Annotated in this window: 17 protein-coding genes; 8 read left to right on the forward strand and 9 right to left on the reverse strand. The window is 47.9% G+C overall.

Annotated elements, in window-relative coordinates:
• Positions 1-2: 2 nt before the first annotated feature.
• From NL626_RS14780 to NL626_RS14790, 3 genes are read right to left on the reverse strand one after another with little or no spacing between them, the layout of a single operon-like run.
• The gene (locus NL626_RS14780) at positions 3-575 is read right to left on the reverse strand and encodes a sigma-70 family RNA polymerase sigma factor (RefSeq protein WP_005379118.1); all 573 of its coding nucleotides are present in this window, start codon (positions 573-575) and stop codon (positions 3-5) included.
• 2 nt (positions 576-577) lie between these two features.
• Positions 578-2050 (reverse strand): chromosome partitioning protein ParA, encoded by a 1473-nt coding sequence (locus NL626_RS14785; RefSeq protein WP_213908239.1) that lies wholly within the window; start codon positions 2048-2050, stop codon positions 578-580.
• Between the two features lie 13 nt (positions 2051-2063).
• Positions 2064-3416, reverse strand: a complete 1353-nt coding sequence (locus tag NL626_RS14790) for a serine/threonine-protein kinase (RefSeq protein WP_253657479.1) — start codon at positions 3414-3416, stop codon at positions 2064-2066.
• Between the two features lie 219 nt (positions 3417-3635).
• Here NL626_RS14790 and NL626_RS14795 point away from each other — a divergent pair, with 219 nt between their 5' ends.
• The 4 genes from NL626_RS14795 to NL626_RS14810 all read left to right on the forward strand — a co-directional run bounded on the left by NL626_RS14795 (position 3636) and on the right by NL626_RS14810 (position 6634).
• The gene (locus NL626_RS14795) at positions 3636-4643 is read left to right on the forward strand and encodes a substrate-binding domain-containing protein (RefSeq protein WP_165401610.1); all 1008 of its coding nucleotides are present in this window, start codon (positions 3636-3638) and stop codon (positions 4641-4643) included.
• Positions 4644-4698: 55 nt separating this feature from the next.
• On the forward strand, positions 4699-5634 hold the full coding sequence (locus NL626_RS14800) for a LysR family transcriptional regulator (RefSeq protein WP_005379132.1): 936 nt from the start codon (positions 4699-4701) through the stop codon (positions 5632-5634).
• 269 nt (positions 5635-5903) lie between these two features.
• Positions 5904-6308, forward strand: a complete 405-nt coding sequence (locus tag NL626_RS14805; RefSeq protein WP_213871794.1) for an SMR family transporter — start codon at positions 5904-5906, stop codon at positions 6306-6308.
• On the forward strand, positions 6305-6634 hold the full coding sequence (locus NL626_RS14810) for an SMR family transporter (protein ID WP_005478614.1): 330 nt from the start codon (positions 6305-6307) through the stop codon (positions 6632-6634). The genes NL626_RS14805 and NL626_RS14810 overlap by 4 nt, the downstream gene beginning before the upstream one ends.
• A 1605-nt stretch (positions 6635-8239) precedes the next feature.
• Here the strand turns inward: NL626_RS14810 and edd are convergent.
• Both edd and NL626_RS14820 read right to left on the reverse strand, forming a co-directional pair.
• Entirely contained in the window at positions 8240-10036 is a 1797-nt protein-coding gene (gene edd / locus NL626_RS14815; protein WP_213874613.1) for a phosphogluconate dehydratase, read from the reverse strand.
• A complete protein-coding gene (locus NL626_RS14820; RefSeq protein WP_053349770.1) occupies positions 10036-10560 on the reverse strand; it encodes a gluconokinase in 525 nt (174 codons plus the stop codon). The genes edd and NL626_RS14820 overlap by 1 nt, the downstream gene beginning before the upstream one ends.
• A gap of 153 nt (positions 10561-10713) precedes the next feature.
• Between NL626_RS14820 and NL626_RS14825 the strand changes: the two genes are divergently transcribed.
• Together NL626_RS14825 and NL626_RS14830 are read left to right on the forward strand one after the other, a co-directional pair.
• Positions 10714-12090 (forward strand): GntP family permease, encoded by a 1377-nt coding sequence (locus tag NL626_RS14825; protein WP_012841240.1) that lies wholly within the window; start codon positions 10714-10716, stop codon positions 12088-12090.
• Between the two features lie 9 nt (positions 12091-12099).
• Positions 12100-12711 carry a bifunctional 4-hydroxy-2-oxoglutarate aldolase/2-dehydro-3-deoxy-phosphogluconate aldolase gene (locus NL626_RS14830; RefSeq protein WP_025624148.1) on the forward strand — a complete coding sequence of 204 codons (612 nt, stop codon included), beginning with the start codon at positions 12100-12102 and terminating at the stop codon, positions 12709-12711.
• A gap of 105 nt (positions 12712-12816) precedes the next feature.
• On the opposite strand, the gene xapA is transcribed toward NL626_RS14830, so the two are convergent.
• Positions 12817-13641, reverse strand: a complete 825-nt coding sequence (xapA, locus tag NL626_RS14835; RefSeq protein WP_005379149.1) for a xanthosine phosphorylase — start codon at positions 13639-13641, stop codon at positions 12817-12819.
• Between the two features lie 120 nt (positions 13642-13761).
• Here xapA and NL626_RS14840 point away from each other — a divergent pair, with 120 nt between their 5' ends.
• A complete protein-coding gene (locus NL626_RS14840; RefSeq protein ID WP_069509860.1) occupies positions 13762-14667 on the forward strand; it encodes a LysR family transcriptional regulator in 906 nt (301 codons plus the stop codon).
• 81 nt (positions 14668-14748) lie between these two features.
• On the opposite strand, the gene gorA is transcribed toward NL626_RS14840, so the two are convergent.
• Both gorA and NL626_RS14850 read right to left on the reverse strand, forming a co-directional pair.
• Positions 14749-16104 carry a glutathione-disulfide reductase gene (gene gorA / locus NL626_RS14845; RefSeq protein WP_253657480.1) on the reverse strand — a complete coding sequence of 452 codons (1356 nt, stop codon included), beginning with the start codon at positions 16102-16104 and terminating at the stop codon, positions 14749-14751.
• A 259-nt stretch (positions 16105-16363) separates the two neighbouring features.
• A complete protein-coding gene (locus NL626_RS14850) occupies positions 16364-17203 on the reverse strand; it encodes a 23S rRNA (adenine(2030)-N(6))-methyltransferase RlmJ (RefSeq protein WP_005379158.1) in 840 nt (279 codons plus the stop codon).
• A 399-nt stretch (positions 17204-17602) separates the two neighbouring features.
• On the opposite strand from NL626_RS14850, the gene prlC reads away from it, so the two are divergent.
• Entirely contained in the window at positions 17603-19645 is a 2043-nt protein-coding gene (gene prlC / locus NL626_RS14855) for an oligopeptidase A (protein WP_213893889.1), read from the forward strand.
• A 66-nt stretch (positions 19646-19711) separates the two neighbouring features.
• On the opposite strand, the gene asnC is transcribed toward prlC, so the two are convergent.
• Entirely contained in the window at positions 19712-20176 is a 465-nt protein-coding gene (gene asnC, locus NL626_RS14860; RefSeq protein WP_005389595.1) for a transcriptional regulator AsnC, read from the reverse strand.
• Between the last annotated feature and the right edge of the window lie 46 nt (positions 20177-20222).

Raw genomic sequence — 20222 nt, forward strand, 5'->3', positions numbered from 1 at the left:
GATTACGTGTGCGCCATTCGTGATTGTAGCCAACTGCGAGAGAATTTGAGGTCTTTCTCTATCAGGCTTGCGCTGCACTCGAGTAGCTCACTGATTTCTTGGTTTTTCATGCCCATTAAATACTTGAGTTTGAGTGCGCTCGATTGGCGTGGATAGCGGCTACTGAAACTATCCAGAGCTTTATCCATGATAATCAATTGTTCGAAACGATCTTCTTCATCTCTCATCAATGTAATGTGTTGACGCTTTTGTGCTTGGTGCGAGCGTGCGTTGTCGATCAAGATTTGACGCATCACTTTGGCGGCCATCAAAAAGAAATCGCGCTTTGTTTCAATTTCACTCATGTCGCAGTTGGACATTTTCAGGTAAGCATCATGAATTAATGCCGTGGTACTGTTGACGCTGTCTGCCAGTACTTTGTTGTCGGTGCCGTACTTTTCTGCATTTCGTTCACGCTCGTGTTGGGCGATCTTACGCAACTGTAAATAAGCAAACTGATAGAGCTCGCTCTCAGCTCGTTTATCACCAGATTGCCATTGTTGAATGATTTGTGTCAGTGCTACTGCTGTTGCCATGGTTATACATCCTCGCTCACTTTGACAAATTCAGAAATGGTGTGGGTTTCAATGCGATCGGAACCGTCTTGGTTGCGGAGAACATCTTGTTGATAGCGATATAAAATGCCTTGCTCCCAAGTTGCACCAGCAGGCAAGTATTCCCAGGTGGTGTAATTGATTTCGGATGGGGTTGTTGACCAACGTACCATGACGTTCATTTGCGCGAGTTCGGCTTTGGGGGCGCTATTGTTGACCCACCACATGTCGGCAAATTCGCGGGTAACATCTTGGGTGTACAGGCTTGTATCGGTTGGGCAGGTGTCCGTATTTTGCGGCAGTCGCATGACTTGTTGATGGCGCATCAATAGGCACGATTGTGTCATGGACTGTTGGTGGTATTCGGTTTGCTGCCACACACCGAGGTAGTCAATATCGTGTTCGCTAGTATTTGGATACGTAAACCAGAGCATTTCTGTGCGGTTATTGTGTTGGATGTTTTTTTTACGCCCGAGACCTTGTACTTTTTCCATCAATAACTCGGTGCTCGGATCAAAATTGAGGGCAACGGAGCGGTACTTCCAGTCACCTTCATCATCGAAGTCTTCGAGAGAGAAGCCATTCAAGTCGTTGCGGGTGCACCCTGTGATTGAACAACCAACGATATTAAACCAATCCGCAAACTTGCTTATCGGTTCGACGACATCTTCCGTGATAGGGCGCTTCATCGAGAGGAAGCAGCCTTGAAAATGGTCGCCAATGCTTGGGTGTTCAATCAATGAGTCTTTGGTGATAGTGAATCGAGTTTCACCAATAGGAGGACGATATTTGGGATGATGCTGATAGCGTAGATCGTAAGCACAAGCGCGGCCTTGCCAATCCTTCTTTTTGATGACGATGTTTTTGAACGTCATGTCGCGAGGTTCAAAAATGATCTCATCAGAGGAAAAGTTTTTTTCAATGTACTGCTGGCTTTCGTTTAGGTGCTCAATCGCCTCATTGACAGATACCCAATCGAGATTGAGGTAGCGTTTAGCGTCATCCAGGTAATTGAGATCAAGGCCTTTGAGCTGGCTTTGAAAGTGAGGATCAGAAAGCACACGGTTTGCTAGGACAATTTCCTCACGATTCTCAGGCGTGCTGTCGAGAGAAAGCAGCAGACGCGTCATATTGATGCTGCGGCTAGGTTTGGTTGTCGCCATCGTCGGCGTCAGCACTTCTTGGCTTGATAAGGTCGTCAGCAGATAACCTTTATCATCGTTACCAAGGAAGAAGCTAATTACATCACCGGGTTGGTAATGAAATGCACCTTGCTGAGTGACGCCAGTGATATTGGAACTGGTTTTGTAATACAGGCCAGTCACTGGGGCGTCGATAAAGTAGCCTTGCTTCAAGGTTGAAGCTGGTGGGTGTGAAGTGGCAACTGAAACGTCTGCTGCCAACGTGGACGTAGCCGTCAATGCAGACAGCCAAAATACCACTGAACGTGTATACATCTTGTTTTAAGCCTTATTGGTTGGTGCTGTCCTTAGACGCACAATTTGGCTGACAACTCATTGGTGTAGTTAGGTGCTTCTCTGGCACCGGTGTCATCATCGCCAACAACATTTTTTGTTTTATATGTTTGGGGATATCTGGGTTAGAGAGTATCCGCCTTCGTGTTAACTCCATCATGGAGTTCACTGAGAGATGTTCGACATTTTGCCCCTTCGCGTGGAAGATGAGGCGAGTCATTTCGTACATCATATCTTCTGCAATCTTCTTCTCTTGTTGCAGCTGGATATTCTTTTGCATCATGGCGCTGCCAAATAACACACCAGAGAGCACAATGATGCCTGACAATACCGAAGCAAGGGGACGTCGTTGTACCAAGCGAAAGGCGCTATACAATGGCCAGTTTTTTTTCTGCTCGATTGGACGGCGTTCGATAATTCGTTCGATATCAATGCGCAATGCTCGAACATTGATATATCGCATTTGAGTGGCAGGACGCGTTGCGCGTCTTATCACCCAGTAAACATCAGACCAAATTGTTGGTGATGGAAACATCAAAGCGAGAATTTTGCCTAAGGAGTACACGTCGCTTTGCTCTGTTAGAACCTGTCCTGCTTGCTGCTCTGGGCTGGCAAAATTTTGGCTAAACGCAATCAGCGCTGAGGGTGAATCTTCTCGGTTGGAGTGCGCTTTTTGAGTCAAGTTGAAGTCAAGCAGCTTGGGACGCTTGCTACGATCAATCAGTATATTTTCTGGTTTTAGATCGGCATGCAAAACCTGGTGCTGGTGGGCGTGCTCCATCGCCTGGCAGATCTGCTTAAACAACAGCAGCTTCTCCGTTTTTTCTAGCTTCTTTTCAGATAGATACTCATCCAAAGTTTGACCAAACACCCGCTCCATCACGATGTAAACCGAATCTTGATGAAGACCGCCGTCAAACACTTTCGCGATGTAAGGATGGTTTAGACGCGCGAGAAGTTGAGCTTCATCGAAGAGTGCGCGTTGCCCTAACACATTGCTCAAATTGCTTTGAATAAACTTGATAGCCAGATCTTGCTCGAACGTTTCATCTGCACGTAGAGCGGCGTATACGACACCCATGCCACCACGCCCCAACTCATGAGTTAGGCGGTACTTACTGATGATTTCTCCGCTTAGATCGACGTCTTGGTTCGTTGCCTGATGAGCACCAAAATAAAGTAACTGCGTTAGTTGTTCTTCCGGTGTCTCGTTGGCTAAAAGAGGAACGAGTTGTCGATACAGCTCAGGTTGACTTCGTTGCAATACTTGGAGGTATTGCTGCTTTTGGGAGTCGTCCAGATCAAGCAGGTGGTAGTAAATCTGGGTTTCGCTAGAGCCTAACTGCACTGTGACTAATGTCTTATTCTTTTAGGTACGGCATTTTATAAGAACTTTGATATAAATGTCATTTATTTATTCGGTTTTGATTCACAATCCATGAAACGCAATTTGATGGCTAGTGGAGTAATAACGTCATGATTTTGCGAATTATTTTCACTGAGCTTGTCGGCAGAGAGTCTATTCGTCATAATGTTACTTGTAACATTACTGATAAATCACATATTTATGGCTCAACAGAATAAGAAAACTCGTACGACATTGCAGGATGTCGCAGACCAGGTTGGCGTCACGAAGATGACCGTTTCACGCTATATGCGTAACCCTGAATCGGTGGCAGAAAAGACTCGGGCCAAGATTGCGACTGCGATTGAAGAGATGGGTTACATCGAAAACCGTGCACCGGCGATGTTGTCAAAGTCCTCCAGTAAAGCCATTGGTATTTTACTGCCGTCTTTGTCCAACCAAATTTTTGCTTCCTTTGTTCAGGGCATAGAGATGGTGACCAAAGCCAATGGCTATGAGACGCTTTTAGCGCATTTTAGCTACGATGAGCTTGAAGAAGAGCGCAAGATCGCGTCATTACTCTCTTATCAAGTCGATGGGCTTATTCTAACTGAAAGCCATCACACGCCGCGTACATTACAGATGATCAAAAATGCGGGCATTCCGGTGGTCGAAACCATGGAACTGCCATCGGAGCCGATTGATATGGCGGTTGGACTCGATCATGAAGATGCGTCGTACACCGTGGTTAAGCAGATGCTAGATACGGGGAAGAGTACAATCGTCTATTTTGGCGCGCGTCTGGATACGCGAACCAAATTGCGGATGCAAGGTTACGATCGCGCGATGACAGAAGCAGGGCTAGAACCCAAACATGTATTAACTGGTGATCATTCTAGTTTTTCTTTAGCACATGATTTGCTCGAACGTGCACTGGAAACGCACCCAACGCTCGATGGGGTGTTCTGTACCAACGATGACATCGCAATTGGCACCATGCTGAGTGCGCAGCAACGTGGCATTCAAGTTCCACAGCAATTGGCAGTGGCGGGCTATAACGCGCTGGATATCGGTCAAACCATCAGCCCGAAACTGACCAGCGTTGATACGCCGCGTTTCCAAATTGGTGTAAAGAGCGCAGAGCTATTAATTGCACGCCTGAAAGGCGAAACGCAAGAAGAAAAAGTCTTCGATATGGGTTATCAGATCACGTCGGGAGAGAGTGTTTAACTAATTGTTAACTGCTCTTTGTATTCGCTCATCAATGGTATTGGTAGGTTAGGGTATGGCACATCAGCTGGATGCATTGGATCTCAACTTAATGCGTTTATTAAAAGCAGTGGTGGAAAACCGCAGCATCAAGCTGGCCGCAATGCAGCTTGGCATTTCTCAACCGAGCGCCAGCCGCGGCGTGATGAAGTTGAAGCAAGTGTTTGATGACCCGCTTTTTGTGCGTAAAGCACATGGGGTAGAGCCATCACCCATGGCGATTCGTCTCGCCGCCGAGTTCGACAATATGGTTGCGCCACTGGAAAAAGTGGTGCAAGAATTTGAAGTGTTCGACCCACTGCAATACCAAGGGCAGATTGCGATTGTAACTGACCCTTATTTGATGGATGAACAAGGGCAGCGACTGCTCACTGGTTGTCATCGAGCCTTTCCCAAAGCGCACTTTGCCTTTTCCAGCTGGAATACTTACTCGCACGATGAAATGTTAGAAGGCGAGCACGATTACTGCATTCTTGACCAAGAGACCGAGCTGTCGAAAGACATTTACATGCGCCCGTTATTCGTTGAAAAACGAGTGATTTTGGCGCGCAAAAACCACCCAACGTTGTCGAAAGTCAGCAATGATTGGGACACGGTCTCTAAACTGCCCCTTGTTTCTTTACCTGCGCCCGCGTCATATAAACCGCTTTGTACCGTGGAGTCCGAGTATCGACGCATGGGTTATGAGCCAGTAGTGTTACTGAAGTCCTATAATTTGCGTTTGGCTTGCCAAATGTTGCAAGAAACCGACGCGATTATGTATGCCAGTCAAAGCTCGGCATTGTTGATGCCAGAACTCGCCTCTTACGCAATGCCACCCGTTAATCGTGAGTTCAGTCAGTTTGTGGTCTCTGGCGGTTTCCTTCAAACCAACCGCAACCATCCTTTGCACAGACACCTACATAAAGTGGTGCGACAAACCCTCAATACGCCGCTGATTTTTACGCAGTGACGTCACCTGATGGCATCGGCTGAATGAGAGAGTAGATGCTTTAACCTTATCAATATTATGTGATTACATAGACAACTTACTTCTTAAGATATTCAAAAATGAATATCTCAATTACCTGTCTCTTTTTCCTACCCAGCGCTAATCTTATCTCAAATAGTCAGGAGAAGTGGCTCATTTTTATCTTTTTAACTTTTTGAATGTCGATACAGGTACGCGACATTCACCATTCTCCGTTATGCATTTTTTTAATTTCTGATGGAGGATTAATCATGCTAGTTGCACGTCTATTTTTATTGCTCGCTATCGTGGCCGAAGTGGCTGGTACAAGCACTATGTCTCTTATCGGGCAGGGGCACGGGTGGTGGGGCTACATCGTAATGTATGTGCTGATCGCAATCTCTTACTACTTTCTCGCGTTTGCCGCGAAGAAAATATCGATAGGTGTGGCATACGCTGTTTGGGAAGGGTTAGGTATCTCGTTGATCACCGTGGTGTCGATCATCGCCTTTGATGCCAACTTAAACTATCAAGAATTGTTTGGTTTGATGTTAGCCGTTGTCGGCATTGTGTGTGTGACCTTAGGGGAATCACACGGTCAACCTAACGCCAAGAAAAACGCCGATAAACCGGCAAAAGAACGTTCATTTTCTACTAGTACAAGGTGCGAATCATGAGCCAATTTTTTACGATGTCATTTGGATTTGTCGTGATGGCTGCCTTGGTCGATATCATGGCCAATATGGCGCTGACACGCTCAAAAGGTTTTAAATATAAAGGCTGGGGCATTGCGGCGATTGTGTTGGTACTGACAGCATTCACGCTGTTGGCACAAGCGGTGAAAGAGATCGACTTAGCCATTGCTTATGCCTCTTGGGGTGCGATCGGTATCTTGGGTACCGCAGTGGGTGGAGCCTTGCTGTTTAAGCAGAAACTCAAGCCAATCGGCTGGTTTGGTATCTTTGTGGTGATTGCTGCGGTCGTGGTGATGAAGACCGCTTGATATAATTTACTGAATGCTAGATATCGTCATTCTGAGCAGCAAGAGACGAGCGTGATTCAGGATCTACCAACAAAAAGTGCTGTAGCAGAGGTGTTTTCTCTGGATTCACAGCACGTTGAGAGTAGATTCCTGATCTCGCTTAGGCTCGTCGGAATGACGGATTCATTCGTTTTTAGAAAGAACAGAGGCCAATCCTAAAGTTCGTCATTTTGAACAGCGAGGGACGAGCGTGATTCAGGCTCTACCAACAAAAAAGTGCTGTGGCAGAGGAGTTTTCTCTGGCTTCACAACACGTTGATAGTAGATTCCTGATCTCGCTTAGGCTCGTCGGAATGACGGATTCATTCGTTTTTTAGAAAGAACAGAGGACAATCCTAAAGTTCGTCATTCTGAACAGCGAGGGACGAGCGTGATTCAGAATCTACCAACAAAAAGTGCTGTGGCAGAGGAGTTTTCTCTGGCTTCACAGCACGTTGATAGTAGATTCCTGATCTCGCCTAGGCTCGTCGGAATGACGGATTCACTTTTTTAGAAAGAGCAGTGACCAATCCTAAAGCTTGCCATTCTGGACAGCGAGGGACGAGCGTGATTCAGAATCTACAAACAAAAAGTGCTGTGGTAGAGGGGGTTTCTCTGGCTTCACAGCACGTTGATAGTGGATTCCTGAGCTCGCCTAGGCTCGTCGGAATGACGGACTCATTCATTTTTAAAAAGAACCGAGGCCAACTCCAAAGCTTGCCATTCTGAATAGCGAGGGACGAGTGTGATTCAGAATCTACCAACACAAAAGTGTTTCGGCAAAGGGGGTTTTCTCTGGCTTCACAGCACGTTGATATTAAATTCCTGATCTTGCTTGGGCTCTTCGGAGCGACGGATTCATTCGTTTTTAGAAAGAACTGAGGCCAATTCCAACGCTCGTCATTCTGAACAGCGAGGGACGGGCGTGATTTAGAATCTACCAACAAAAAGTGCTGTGGCAGAGGTGTTTTCTCTGGCTTCACAGCTCGTTGATATTAGATTCCCGATCTCGCTTAGGCTCGTCGGAATGACGGATTCATTCGTTTTTAGAAAGAGCGGTGGCCAATCCCAAAGCTCGTCATTCTGAACTGCGAGGGACGAGCGTGATTCAGAATCTACTAACAAAAAAGTGCTGTGGCAGAGGAGTTTTCTCTGACGTCATAGCATGTCGATATTAGATTCCTGATCTCGCCTAGGCTCGTCGGAATGACGGATTCATTCGTTTTTAGAAATAGCGGTGGCCAATCTCAAAGCTCGTCATTCTTAATAGTGAGGGACGAGCGTGATTCAGAATCTACCAACAAAAAGTGCTGTAACAGAGGGGGATTTTCTCTTGCTTCACAGCACGTTGATAGTAGATTCCTAATCTTGCTTAGGCTCGTCGGAATGACGGACTCATTCATTTTTAAAAAGAACCGAGGCCAATCCCAACGCTCGTCATTCTGAACAGCGAGGGACGAGCGTGATTCAGAATCTACCAACAAAAAGTGCTGTGGCAGAGGAGTTTTCTCTGGCTTCACAGCACGTTGATAGTAGATTCCTGATCTCGCCTAGGCTCGTCGGAATGACGAGGTCTTTCTTCTAGCCTTAAACAATAAAGCTTGCGCCTTCTTCTGCACTCGATACGTTTTGGCGGATCACGCTAAACAAGCCTCGTCCCCATGTTTGTTGGGTCGATTCGGTATCGAAATGAATCAACTCGCGTCCAGTGGTATCGCTTAAGTTGTTCAGTTCGCCCGTTTGGCAATCCAGACGAATCAAATCACCGTTGCGCACCAAACCAATCGCGCCACCACGAATGGCTTCTGGAGAAACATGAATCGCAGACGGAATTTTACCGGATGCACCAGATAAACGACCGTCAGTAACCAGCGCCACTTTAAAGCCCGCTTTTTGCACGTTACCTAAAATTGGCATCAGTTTGTGCAGTTCAGGCATGCCGTTTGCCGCTGGGCCGTTGTGTGTGACCACAACGATGCAATCTTTGTCCAGCTCGCCACGTTTGTACGCGGCTTCCACTTCGTGTTGGCATTGGAATACGATCGCAGGTGCCACTATTACGCGTTGCTCTTCTTTTACCGCAGACACTTTCACCACAGCTTTGCCCAAGTTGCCAGTCAATACGCGAGTGCCGCCAGTATTTTGGAAAGTGGCATCCGGTTTGGCGATCACGTCACCGTCTTGGCTGCCTTGGCACGGTGTCCAAGTCAGTTGTCCATCGACAAGGCTCGGCAGCGTCATTTGGTCTTCAAATTCACCAAACACGGGTTTCACATCGCGATGCAAAAGCTCGGATTCGTTCAAGCGGTGCAATAACGCTGGCACGCCCCCCGCGTCTTGGAACGCGTTCATATCGGCTGGGCCGTTCGGGTAAACGCGAGCTAACAAAGGAACCACATCCGACAGATCGCTGATGTCTTGCCACGTGAGCAAGATACCAGCAGCACGCGCCACGGCGATCATATGAATGGTGTGATTGGTACTGCCGCCAGATGCGAGTAGAGCGATGATGCCGTTGACCAAGCTCTTTTCTGTGACCACTTCTGCCAACGGACGGAAGTGTGCAGAACCCGCCGTCATTGAGGCGATTTTCAGAGCCGCGTGATCGGTTAACGCTTTACGCAGTTGGGTATGGGGATGGATGAATGCCGAACCTGGCAGCATTAAGCCCATGGCTTCGAACACCAACTGGTTGGTGTTGGCTGTGCCGTAAAACGTACACGTCCCCGCAGAGTGGTAAGCGCGACACTCCATATCCAGCAGAGCGTCTTTGCCGACTTCACCCGCTGCGTATTTTTGGCGCACGTCGACTTTCTCTTCATTGCTGATGCCTGTTGCCATCAGACCCGCTGGTACAAACGCAGTCGGTAGATGCGCGTAAGACAGCGCGCCCATCAGTTGCCCCGGGGCGATTTTGTCACAGATACCAAGCAGTAATGTGGCATCAAAGACATTGTGACTCAAAGACAACGCCGTTGATTGCGCAATTAAGTCTCGCGAAAACAGCGACATATCCATGCCTGCTTGACCTTGAGTCACCCCATCGCACATCGCTGGCACACAACCTGCGACTTGCGCCGTATGACCGTAGTCCGCCAGCACTTGTTTGATTTGCGCTGGGTAGTCTTGGTACGGCTGGTGGGCGCTCAACATGTCGTTGTAGGCGCTGATCAGCGCGACATTGGCATGAGTAAAATCGAGAATATTTTTCTTTTCAGAAGAGCAAGATGCGGCGACTGCATGGGCTAAGTTACCACAAGATAAACCAACACGGCCTTTGCCCGCTTCGGCTTGCACTTCGGTGCGAGCAAGAAACGCAGCGCGCGCTTCACGGCTGCGCTCGGTCAAACGTTGTGTAACCTCAAGAACAACAGAGTGAGTCATTACGCCACCTCGATCGCTTGCATTTTGATTAGCTCAGCGGCAGAGCGTTCCACCACGTCGCTGATGTCTCCGTCGATACTGACGATCAGAGTTTGAGGCTCGTTGTCTGGGCGCTCTAGTGTCTCGAATTGGCTCTTCACCATGTTTTCTTTCATGAAGTGGCCTTTGCGCATACGCATGCGATTAAGGATCAACTCCATATCGCCATCAAGGAACAAGAAGGTCACGTTGTTGTTACCTTCGCGGATCTGATCGCGGTAAATCTTTTTCAGTGCTGAACAGACAATGATGCCGTGTTCGTTTTTGCTTTCTAGGCTGTACGCCGCATCACGAATGCGTTCTAGCCATGGCTTGCGATCATCATCGTTCAGAGGCTGGCCCGATGCCATTTTCTGAATGTTCGCTCGTGGATGAAGATCATCACCATCAATGAATTTACGCCCTAGCTTTTTCGCTAGATGCTCACCAATTGTGCTTTTACCACTAGCACAAACGCCCATAACGATGACACTACTACCAGCCATAACTTATCCTCATAACCAAATTTGCGCGTGATCTCAATTTTTGAATTCACTTTAAAATATGGGTTTATCTTATTAATGTTATCGGTAACATGTTACCGGTAACTGAAATAAATGTGAACCATAACACAAACAATAATTCTTAAAGGTGAACCTATGGAGCAATTAACCCAAGCCCCAGATCCTACGTTCCTACTGACGATTGCAGGCCTTGCCATTGCAGCGTTACTCGTTCTGATCATTAAACTGAAAGTCCATGCTTTTGCTTCCCTTACTATGGTGAGTTTAGGCACAGCAATCGCCACTGGCGTTCCTTCTGAGAAAGTCGTATCGACCATGATGGGCGGCTTCGGCGGCACACTGGCTTCCGTGGCATTGCTGGTTGGTCTTGGTGCGATGATCGGTAAAATTCTTGAAGTGACTGGCGGTGCGAAAGTGCTGGCAGACACTTTGATTGGTCGCTTTGGTAAAGAGCGCGCACCATTTGCTTTGGGCGTCGCTTCATTACTGTTTGGCTTCCCAATCTTCTTCGATGCTGGCCTTGTAGTGATGATGCCAATCATCCTAAGTGTGGCGGCTCGTTTTGGTGGCTCACCAATTAAATACGCGTTGCCTGCAGCTGGTGCTTTTGCGGTTATGCACGCGTTTGTTCCACCACACCCAGGTCCGGTTGCAGCGGCAGAATTCCTTGGTGCAAACATCGGTCTGTTATTGGTGGTGGGTATTCTGGTGGCTATTCCAACTTGGTACCTTGGCGCTTACCTATTTGGTTTGTACGCGGGAAAAAAATTCGATATCCCACTATCTAAAGCCTTCTTTAATGGCGAAGCGATGGTGGATGAGCGCAACGCACCAAAATTTGGCACGGTTATGACCATCCTTGTGCTGCCAGTCCTGCTAATCTGTTTGGATACGGTACTGAACACACTGGCGGTTGCGGGTGTGATTGATGGCAAAACGGCACTGGTTGAGTTCCTACGTATGCTAGGTAAAACTCCAGTCGCGTTGCTGATTACTTTGATTGTCTGTCTGGCTGTGTTTGCCAAAGACTACGGCATGGCAAAACTAGAAAAATTGTGTGGTGAGTCATTGGCTCCTATCTGTGGTGTTATCCTAGTAACGGGTGCAGGTGGCATGTTTGGCGGCGTACTGCGCTCAAGCGGCATCGGTGATGCACTGGCTGACGTTCTTACAGATACAGGTATGCCTGTGATTGTGGCGGCGTTTGTTATTTCAACCTGTCTGCGTGTTGCTCAAGGCTCGGCAACGGTAGCGCTAACCACTACGGCAGCTCTTATCGCGCCAGTTGTGGCTGCATCAACAGGTTTGAGTGAACTAGACCTTTGCTTTATCGTAATCGCGATTGCGGGTGGTGCAACGGTACTGTCTCACTTCAATGACTCTGGTTTCTGGTTGGTATCTCGTCTGCTTGAGATGGATGAGAAAACCACATTAAAAACTTGGACGGTAATGGAAACGTTACTTGGCGGTATCGCGTTTATTATCGTCGCAACATTAAGCTTTATTCTTTAGAGGTTCCCCATGACAACACTTGAACAACGATTAAGAGATATCAAAATCGTCCCAGTTATCGCAATCAACGACGTAGCACACGCTCTGCCACTGGCAAAAGTGTTGGTAGAAAACGGTTTACCATGTGCGGAAGTGACATTCCGCACCGAAGCGGCGGCGGAATCGATTCGCATCATGCGTGAAGCGTACCCAGAACTGTTGATTGGCGCGGGCACCGTTCTGACCACAGAACAAGTGGATATCGCGATCGAAGCGGGCGTGGACTTTATCGTTAGCCCAGGCTTCAACCCAACCACAGTGAAATACTGTCAGCAACGTGGTGTGACTATCGTACCGGGTGTAAACAACCCAAGCTTGGTTGAGCAAGCGATGGAAATGGGTCTGCGTACGTTGAAGTTCTTCCCTGCTGAGCCATCAGGCGGCGTAAACATGCTGAAAGCACTCACGGCGGTTTACCCAGTGGAATTCATGCCAACAGGTGGCGTGAGCCCATCCAACGTGGAAGATTACCTAGCGCTGAAATCGGTTGTAGCTTGTGGCGGTACTTGGATGGTGCCAACCGCAATGATGGACAACGGCGATTGGGAAGGCATTGCTGAATTGGTTCGCGCAGTTAAGTAAAACGCACAAACGGCTCCGAAATACCCCCGAACGTTAGAAAAAGTGATACGAAAAAGGGTCATCAAGTTACTTGATGACCCTTTTGCTTTTTGGGATGAAACGGCTTTAGAAGTGATGCTTCATAAAGCGCTTAATAAAGCGAATGAAATCGGCTTCGGCTAGCTTCGCGCACTTCAATGTTTGGGCGTGAGACAATTCTACATCTCCCAAGCCTTCTGCCATGTTGGTGATCGCACATACTGCCAATACGGGTAAGCCGCAATGCGCCGCAGAAATCACTTCTGGCACGACCGACATGCCCACGACATCACCACCGATGATTTGCATCATGCGGATTTCGGCTGCGGTCTCAAAGTTGGGGCCTGTGTAAGAGACAAACACACCTTCATTCAGGTGAATACCATTGGCTTTGCCGACTTCAAACGCTTCTGCGCGCAGGTCTTTGTCGTACGCATTGGCGAGGCTGAAGAACCTCGGGCCGTACTCTTCATCATTCGGACCGATCATTGGCGATTCAGGCATGGTGTTGATGTGGTCATGAAATACCACCAGAGAGCCGACATCAATACGCTCAGGGCGAAGTGAGCCTGCCGCGTTGGTGACGAGCAGAAACTCACAGCCCAGCTTTTTAAAGGTTCGTACGGGTGTTGTCATGACCTTCATTGAGCCGTGTTCGTAGTAGTGACCGCGACCTTTCATGCACACTACGTCTACGCCGCCCATGGTGCCAAGTACCAACTCACCAGAGTGGCCTTGCACGGTGCTAACCGGAAAGCCTTCGAGCTCTTCGTATGGAATGACCACTTTGTCTTGTAGCTCGTCTGCCAATACGCCTAAGCCAGAGCCTAAAATAAACGCCGCTTTAGGTTGGAAGTTTGGTTTGCGTTCGCGAATGGTTTGTAGTGCGCCGATTACTGGATCGTGATTCATGTTAGTCACCTTCTGGTTGTGTGTTGATTCCATTGTGTGACTTTCTGCGCTGGTTATCTTTGCTTTATTCGCTACTATTATCCTTAAAAAGAGGATGATGAAATTCGCTAGGACTCAATTATGAAGTCAGAACCATTTGAGCGCGTGACGCTGAAGATGCTGCGTTACTTTTACGAGGTCGCACAAACCAAGCATTTCACTAAGGCGGCCGAGAATCTCAATATCACCAATTCGCCGTTGAGCAATCGCATCAAAGAGTTGGAAGAGGTGCTTAACGTCAAACTGTTTGAGCGCGATTCAAGAAACGTCATGCTGACGGAGGCCGGGCGATTGTTGGAGTCCAAATGCCAACTGATTTTTCAGACCTTGGATGTCTCGCTCAATCAAGTGCAGCAAGTGGGGTTGAACCAGAGAAATATCCTGCGAGTTGGTGTGGTAAGTAGCGCATTTTGGGGCGGATTTGATCGTCTGTTACAGCGTTTCCATGCTGAGCATGACACTTATCACGCCGACATTTTTGACCTTAACCCAGAGACGCAAAAGAAGCATCTGAGCGAGAAGAAAATCGATGTGGGCATTGTGCGTTTTGCTGATGCACTCAACATTTATCCGTATCAGTCGGTATCTTTGGGCAAAGATGTGTTTGTGGTGGCGGTGTCGGAGCAACATGAGTTAGCCAGCAAATCTTTGCTGCGGCTCCAAGATTTAAAGACGTGTGAGCTTGCGTTTATGAGTTTGGCGAATTCTGCCTCGGCAAACTTCATCATCAATGCCTGTCTGCAAGAAGGCTTTTCACCCCATATTGGCAAACAAGTGGTGGAGCCAAGCACCTTGATGGCATATGTAGCAAACAGCAATACCGTGACGTTGGTTCCGTCGACGTTTTCTCAGCATCATTGGCATGGGATTCGTTTTATCAAGCTGAAAGAGTCACTGCGTGCAGACTTGTGTCTGATTCATGATGGTAAGCAAGAGAGTGCTATTAAAGCCGAGTTTATTCGCACATTATTAGAGAATGCGAGTTAAGCATGGGATAACAAAAAAAGGTCATCCTAAGATGACCTTTTCAAATGATTCGCTGAAATCAGCAATGCGATTAGCGCGTAATTAACGCATCGTTACGAACTCTTCTGAGCCCGTTGGGTGGATAGCCACAACAGAGTCGAAGTCTGCTTTGGTTGCGCCCATCTTCATTGCTACGCCGAAGCCTTGGATCATTTCATCTACCGTGAAACCGATGCCGTGTAGGCCAACAACCGTTTCTTCTTCGCCCGCACATACAAGCTTCATCTTACATGGTTGACGGTGCTTAGTAACAGCGGTGTACATCGCAGTAAAGCCAGATGTGTAGACTTTGATGTTGTCTTTGCCGTACTTCTCTTCTGCTTCTTGCGTTGTTAGACCGATAGTGCCGATTGGTGGGTGGCTAAATACCACAGTTGGTACCAAATCGTAGTCCATCTTCGCGTTTGGTTTGTTGTTGAAAAGACGCTCAGAAAGTTGACGACCCGCTTTCACTGCTACTGGTGTTAGTTCGATACCGCCTTCCATGATGTCACCCACACAGTAGATGCCTTTCACGTTGGTTTCTTGGTATTCGTCTACCTTGATGTAGCCTTTTTCGTTCGTTGCCACGCCGGTTGACGTTAGGTTGATTGCGTCTGTCGCTGGGTGACGACCGATTGCCCAAATCAGTTGGTCAACGTTTTGGCTTTCACCGTTTTCTAGGTGCAGAGTTAGGCTGCCATCGGCTTCTTTTACCACTTCTTTTGGTACAGAGTGGGTGTGCAGTTTTGGACCTTCTGCGTCCATCACTTCAACCAATGTATCGATGATCATTGGATCGAAGCTACGCAGTGGTGACTCTTTACGTACGAACAGGTGCGTTTCTGTACCTAGCGCGTGCAGTACGCCAGCAATTTCAACTGCGATGTAGCCTGCGCCCACAACCGCAACGCGTTTTGGTTGCTCTGCTAGGTCGAAGAAGCCGTTTGAATCGATGCCGTATTCAGCGCCTGGAATGTTTGGAATAGTAGGACGACCACCAACCGCGATCAGTATGTGATCTGCTGTGTAGTGTTCACCGTTTACTTCGACAGTTTTTTCGTCAACAAACTTAGCAAAGCCTTTAATCACGTTTACTTTGTTGTTGCCAAGAACGCGATCGTAAGATTGGTGAATACGACCGATGTATGCCTGACGGCTCTCAACCAGTTTGCTCCAGTCGAAACCTTTCACGTCGACATCAAAACCGTAATCTTCTGCGTACAGGTTCATTGCTTCTGCGATTTGCGCGCCATGCCACATCACTTTTTTCGGTACACAACCTACGTTTACACAGGTACCGCCAAGGTCTTGAGCTTCGATTAGCGCAACTTTCGCGCCGTACATCGCCGCACGGTTTGCAGATGCGATGCCGCCACTGCCGCCACCGATACAGATATAGTCAAAATGAGTCGCCATTACTTTCTCCAAGAGCTTATAAATTTTATCTGGTACATAGATAGATTGGGATGACCTTGCCCGAACTCAATGCCACCGTTATCCCACTATCATAAATCGAATTCGACTAATTCCTAAATGGGAAAAAGCGACAATACTTATGACAAATAGCGATGAGAGGCACAAAAAGAAGAATAAGCACGATTGGAGGGAGAAGGTGAGAGCATAAAAAAGCGCAACGAGAATATCGTTGCGCTTGAAGATATCAGTACTGAAGTGCTTACTCTGGCACAATCCAGTCCACTTTCCAGTGGCCAGTTGCTGGTGCGATCGCGTCTTGCAGGAATGGCAGAATCTCTTTCATCTGGCTTTCCAGTTTCCATGGCGGGTTAATCACAATCATGCCGGATGCCGTCATGCCGCGCTCGTTGGTATCTGGTGCAACACCTAACTCGATTTGCAGAATTTTACGAATGCCCAGTGCTTCCAAGCCTTCGATCATATCTTCGATGTCGTGACGGTTTACCACTGGGTACCAAATCGCGTAGATACCGGTTGCCCAACGTTTATGGCTCTGATGAATCGCTCGCACCACATCGCGGTACTCTTTCGCGAGTTCGTATGGTGGGTCAATCAGCACCAAACCACGACGTTCTTGTGGCGGTAAGCTTGCTTTGAGGCGTTGGAATCCGTCTTCTTTGAAGATGCTCACTTGGCGATCACGATGGAATTCTTGCTCTAACAATGGGTGATCGGCCGGGTGCAACTCGGTCAGCACCATGCGATCTTGTGGGCGGATTTGCGCGCGCGCCACACGTGGTGAGCCTGGGTAGTAACGCAGCTTCTCGCCATTGTTGAGCACTTTAATGGCATCGATGTAGCTTTTGATGTCTTCGGGAATGCTTGGGTTATCCCAAATACGTGCGATGCCTTGTTTGTATTCGCCCGTTTTTTCAGACCATTCGTGAGTCAGATCGTAACGGCCCACACCCGAGTGGGTATCGTGATAAACGAATGGCTTATCTTTTTGTTTCAGCGCATCAAGAATGAGGCTTTGAACGATGTGTTTGACCACGTCGGCATGGTTGCCAGCGTGGAAGCTGTGGCGGTAACTTAACAAATTAAACTCTCGAAACACTCTTTGGTTGAGTGTGGTCTGTGATTTTCACTCTATGGCGGTATTATACTCAAGTAACTTAAAGATGTAGAACTTCCAATCAAATCTGTTCCTCTGATAAGGGGACGCTATTGAAATTTCTTTAAGTCACCCACACTTACTATTGGTAATCGAATTGAACTAGGTGAGTTTCTCGCACTCAAAAGGGTGTGAAATTTCATTTAGGTATAACAAGACTCAAGGACAGAGTAGCGCTGGTTGACTATATGATGGTCATCGCAGCATAGAGAAAGGGAACGGAGCTCCCCCAATCCATGTTGCTGGCTCGTCTGTACATTGAGTTGGCCTATCTACACAAAATAGACAGGCAATCACAGAGTCAAAACACAAAAGGAATTATTCATGTCTAATCCTCTACTGACGTTTACGGACCTACCTCCGTTTTCTCAAATTAAACCAGAACACATCAAGCCTGCCGTTGAGGAAGCGATTGCTGACTGCCGAGCAAAAATCGATGAAGTTCTACAAGACAACGCTCACCCAACTTGGGACAGTGTGATTGCGCCAATTGAAGAAGCGGATGATCGCTTAAGCCGCATCTGGTCGCCAGTGGGTCACATGAACTCGGTAGTGAACAGCGAAGAGCTACGTGAAGCTTACGAAAGTTGCCTACCAATTTTGTCAGAGTACGGCACTTGGGTTGGTCAGCACAAAGGGTTGTACGAAGCGTACAAAACCATCAAAGCGAGCGAAGAATTTGCAACGTTAACTCGTGCCCAGCAGAAAACCATCACTGATGCACTGCGTGATTTCGAGTTATCAGGCATTGGTTTGCCATCCGATGAGCAGCACCGTTACGGCGAGATCAGCAAACGTATGTCTGAGCTGAGTTCTAAATTCTCTAACAATGTGCTGGATGCCACCATGGGTTGGACCAAGCACATCACAGACGAGAAAGACCTAGCAGGTATGCCAGAATCGGCGCTGGCAGCAGCGAAAGCTGCCGCAGAAGCAAAAGAGTTAGATGGTTACCTCATTACGCTAGATATCCCATCTTACCTACCTGTCATGACGTACTGCGATAACCAAGAGTTGCGTAAAGAAGTGTACGAAGCGTACGTGACGCGCGCTTCTGATCGAGGTCCAAACGCAGGCAAATGGGATAACTCAGAAATCATTACTGAGCAGCTAAAACTGCGCCATGAAATTTCACGTATGCTAGGTTTCAATACTTACAGTGAAAAGTCGTTAGCAACAAAGATGGCTGAAACGCCGGATCAAGTGCTGGGCTTCCTGAATGACCTAGCGACACGAGCGAAACCGCAAGGTGAACGTGAAGTCGAAGAGTTACGTCAGTTTGCGAAAAGTGAGTTTGGTGTTGAAGAGCTGAACGTTTGGGATATCGCTTACTACAGCGAGAAACAAAAGCAGCACCTGTTCCAAATTTCGGATGAAGAACTGCGCCCATACTTCCCAGAGTCAAAAGTCGTGAGCGGTCTGTTTGAAGTGCTAAACCGCGTGTTTGGCATGACCGTTACTGAGCGTGAAGGCGTAGACACTTGGCATGAGTCCGTGCGCTTTTTCGATATCTTTGATGCTGAAGGCACACTCCGTGGCAGTTTCTACCTAGATCTCTATGCACGTGAACACAAACGTGGCGGCGCGTGGATGGATGATTGTCGTGGCCGTCGCGTTACGCTATCTGGCGAGCTGCAAACGCCGGTTGCGTATCTAACGTGTAACTTCAACCGTCCAGTGGGCGACAAACCAGCACTGTTCACGCACGATGAAGTCGTGACGCTATTCCATGAGTTTGGTCATGGAATCCACCACATGTTGACGCAAGTTGATACAGGTGCTGTTTCAGGTATTAATGGCGTGCCTTGGGATGCGGTTGAGCTACCAAGTCAGTTCCTAGAAAACTGGTGTTGGGAAGAGGATGCGCTGGCGTTCATTTCTGGTCACTATGAGACAGGTGAGCCGCTACCGAAAGCGATGCTAGACAAAATGCTCGCAGCGAAAAACTTCCAATCTGCGATGGGTATTTTGCGTCAGCTAGAATTCGGCTTGTTCGACTTCACGCTTCACACCGAATATGACCCTGAAGTGGGTGCGCGTGTACTGGAAACTCTGGCGAAAGTGAAAGAGAAAGTCGCGGTAGTTCCTGCGGTTGAGTGGGCGCGTTTCTCACACAGCTTCGGCCATATTTTTGCTGGTGGCTACAGTGCGGGTTACTACAGCTACCTGTGGGCTGAAGTGCTGTCGTCAGACGCGTATTCTCGCTTTGAAGAAGAAGGCATCTTCAACAAAGAGACGGGTCTAAGCTTCCTGAACAACATCCTAGAAATGGGGGGCAGTGAAGAGCCAATGGAGCTGTTTAAGCGCTTCCGTGGCCGCGAGCCACAAATTGATGCACTGTTGCGCCATTCGGGTATTGCGGCGTAAATTGAGCAAAAAACATCAAGGCCAACCGAACGGTTGGCCTTTTTTGTACATTTTTTATAAAAAATTTTACGGATTTACGTTGCGGTTGATCGGGTTCTGCAACGATATCAATGTCTCCGTGGACTGAACCTCATCAATGGCTTGCAGCTTGTCGATCAGTACAAATTGCAGCTCTTCAATCGATTTGCACATCAATTTGACGAATATGTTATACGCGCCCGTGGTGTAGTAAGCTTCAACGACTTCGTCGAGCGCGTTGAGTTTTTCTAACGCGGAGTGGTAATCACGAGCTGCATTGAGGTTAATACCAATAAAGCAGCACACATCGTAGCCAAGCTTTTTAGTATTGATGATCACCTCCGTTCCTTCGATGATGTCAGCCGACTTCATCTTCTCGATACGCACATGGATAGTGGCAGGGCTGACATCGAACTGCTTTGCCATTTCTGCGTAGGGCGTTCTGGCGTCAGCCATCAGTGTTTTTAATATTGCGCGGTCAAGGTCGTCGAGTTTCGGCAGGCTCGCATTCATACTATGATTTCCGTTAGGGATAGAGTTTTACCTCCCTTTTATACTC

Origin of the sequence: Vibrio sp. Y58_MX_L22, assembly GCF_024181865.1 — a bacterium.
In the GTDB taxonomy this organism is placed as follows: Bacteria; Pseudomonadota; Gammaproteobacteria; order Enterobacterales; family Vibrionaceae; genus Vibrio; species Vibrio alginolyticus.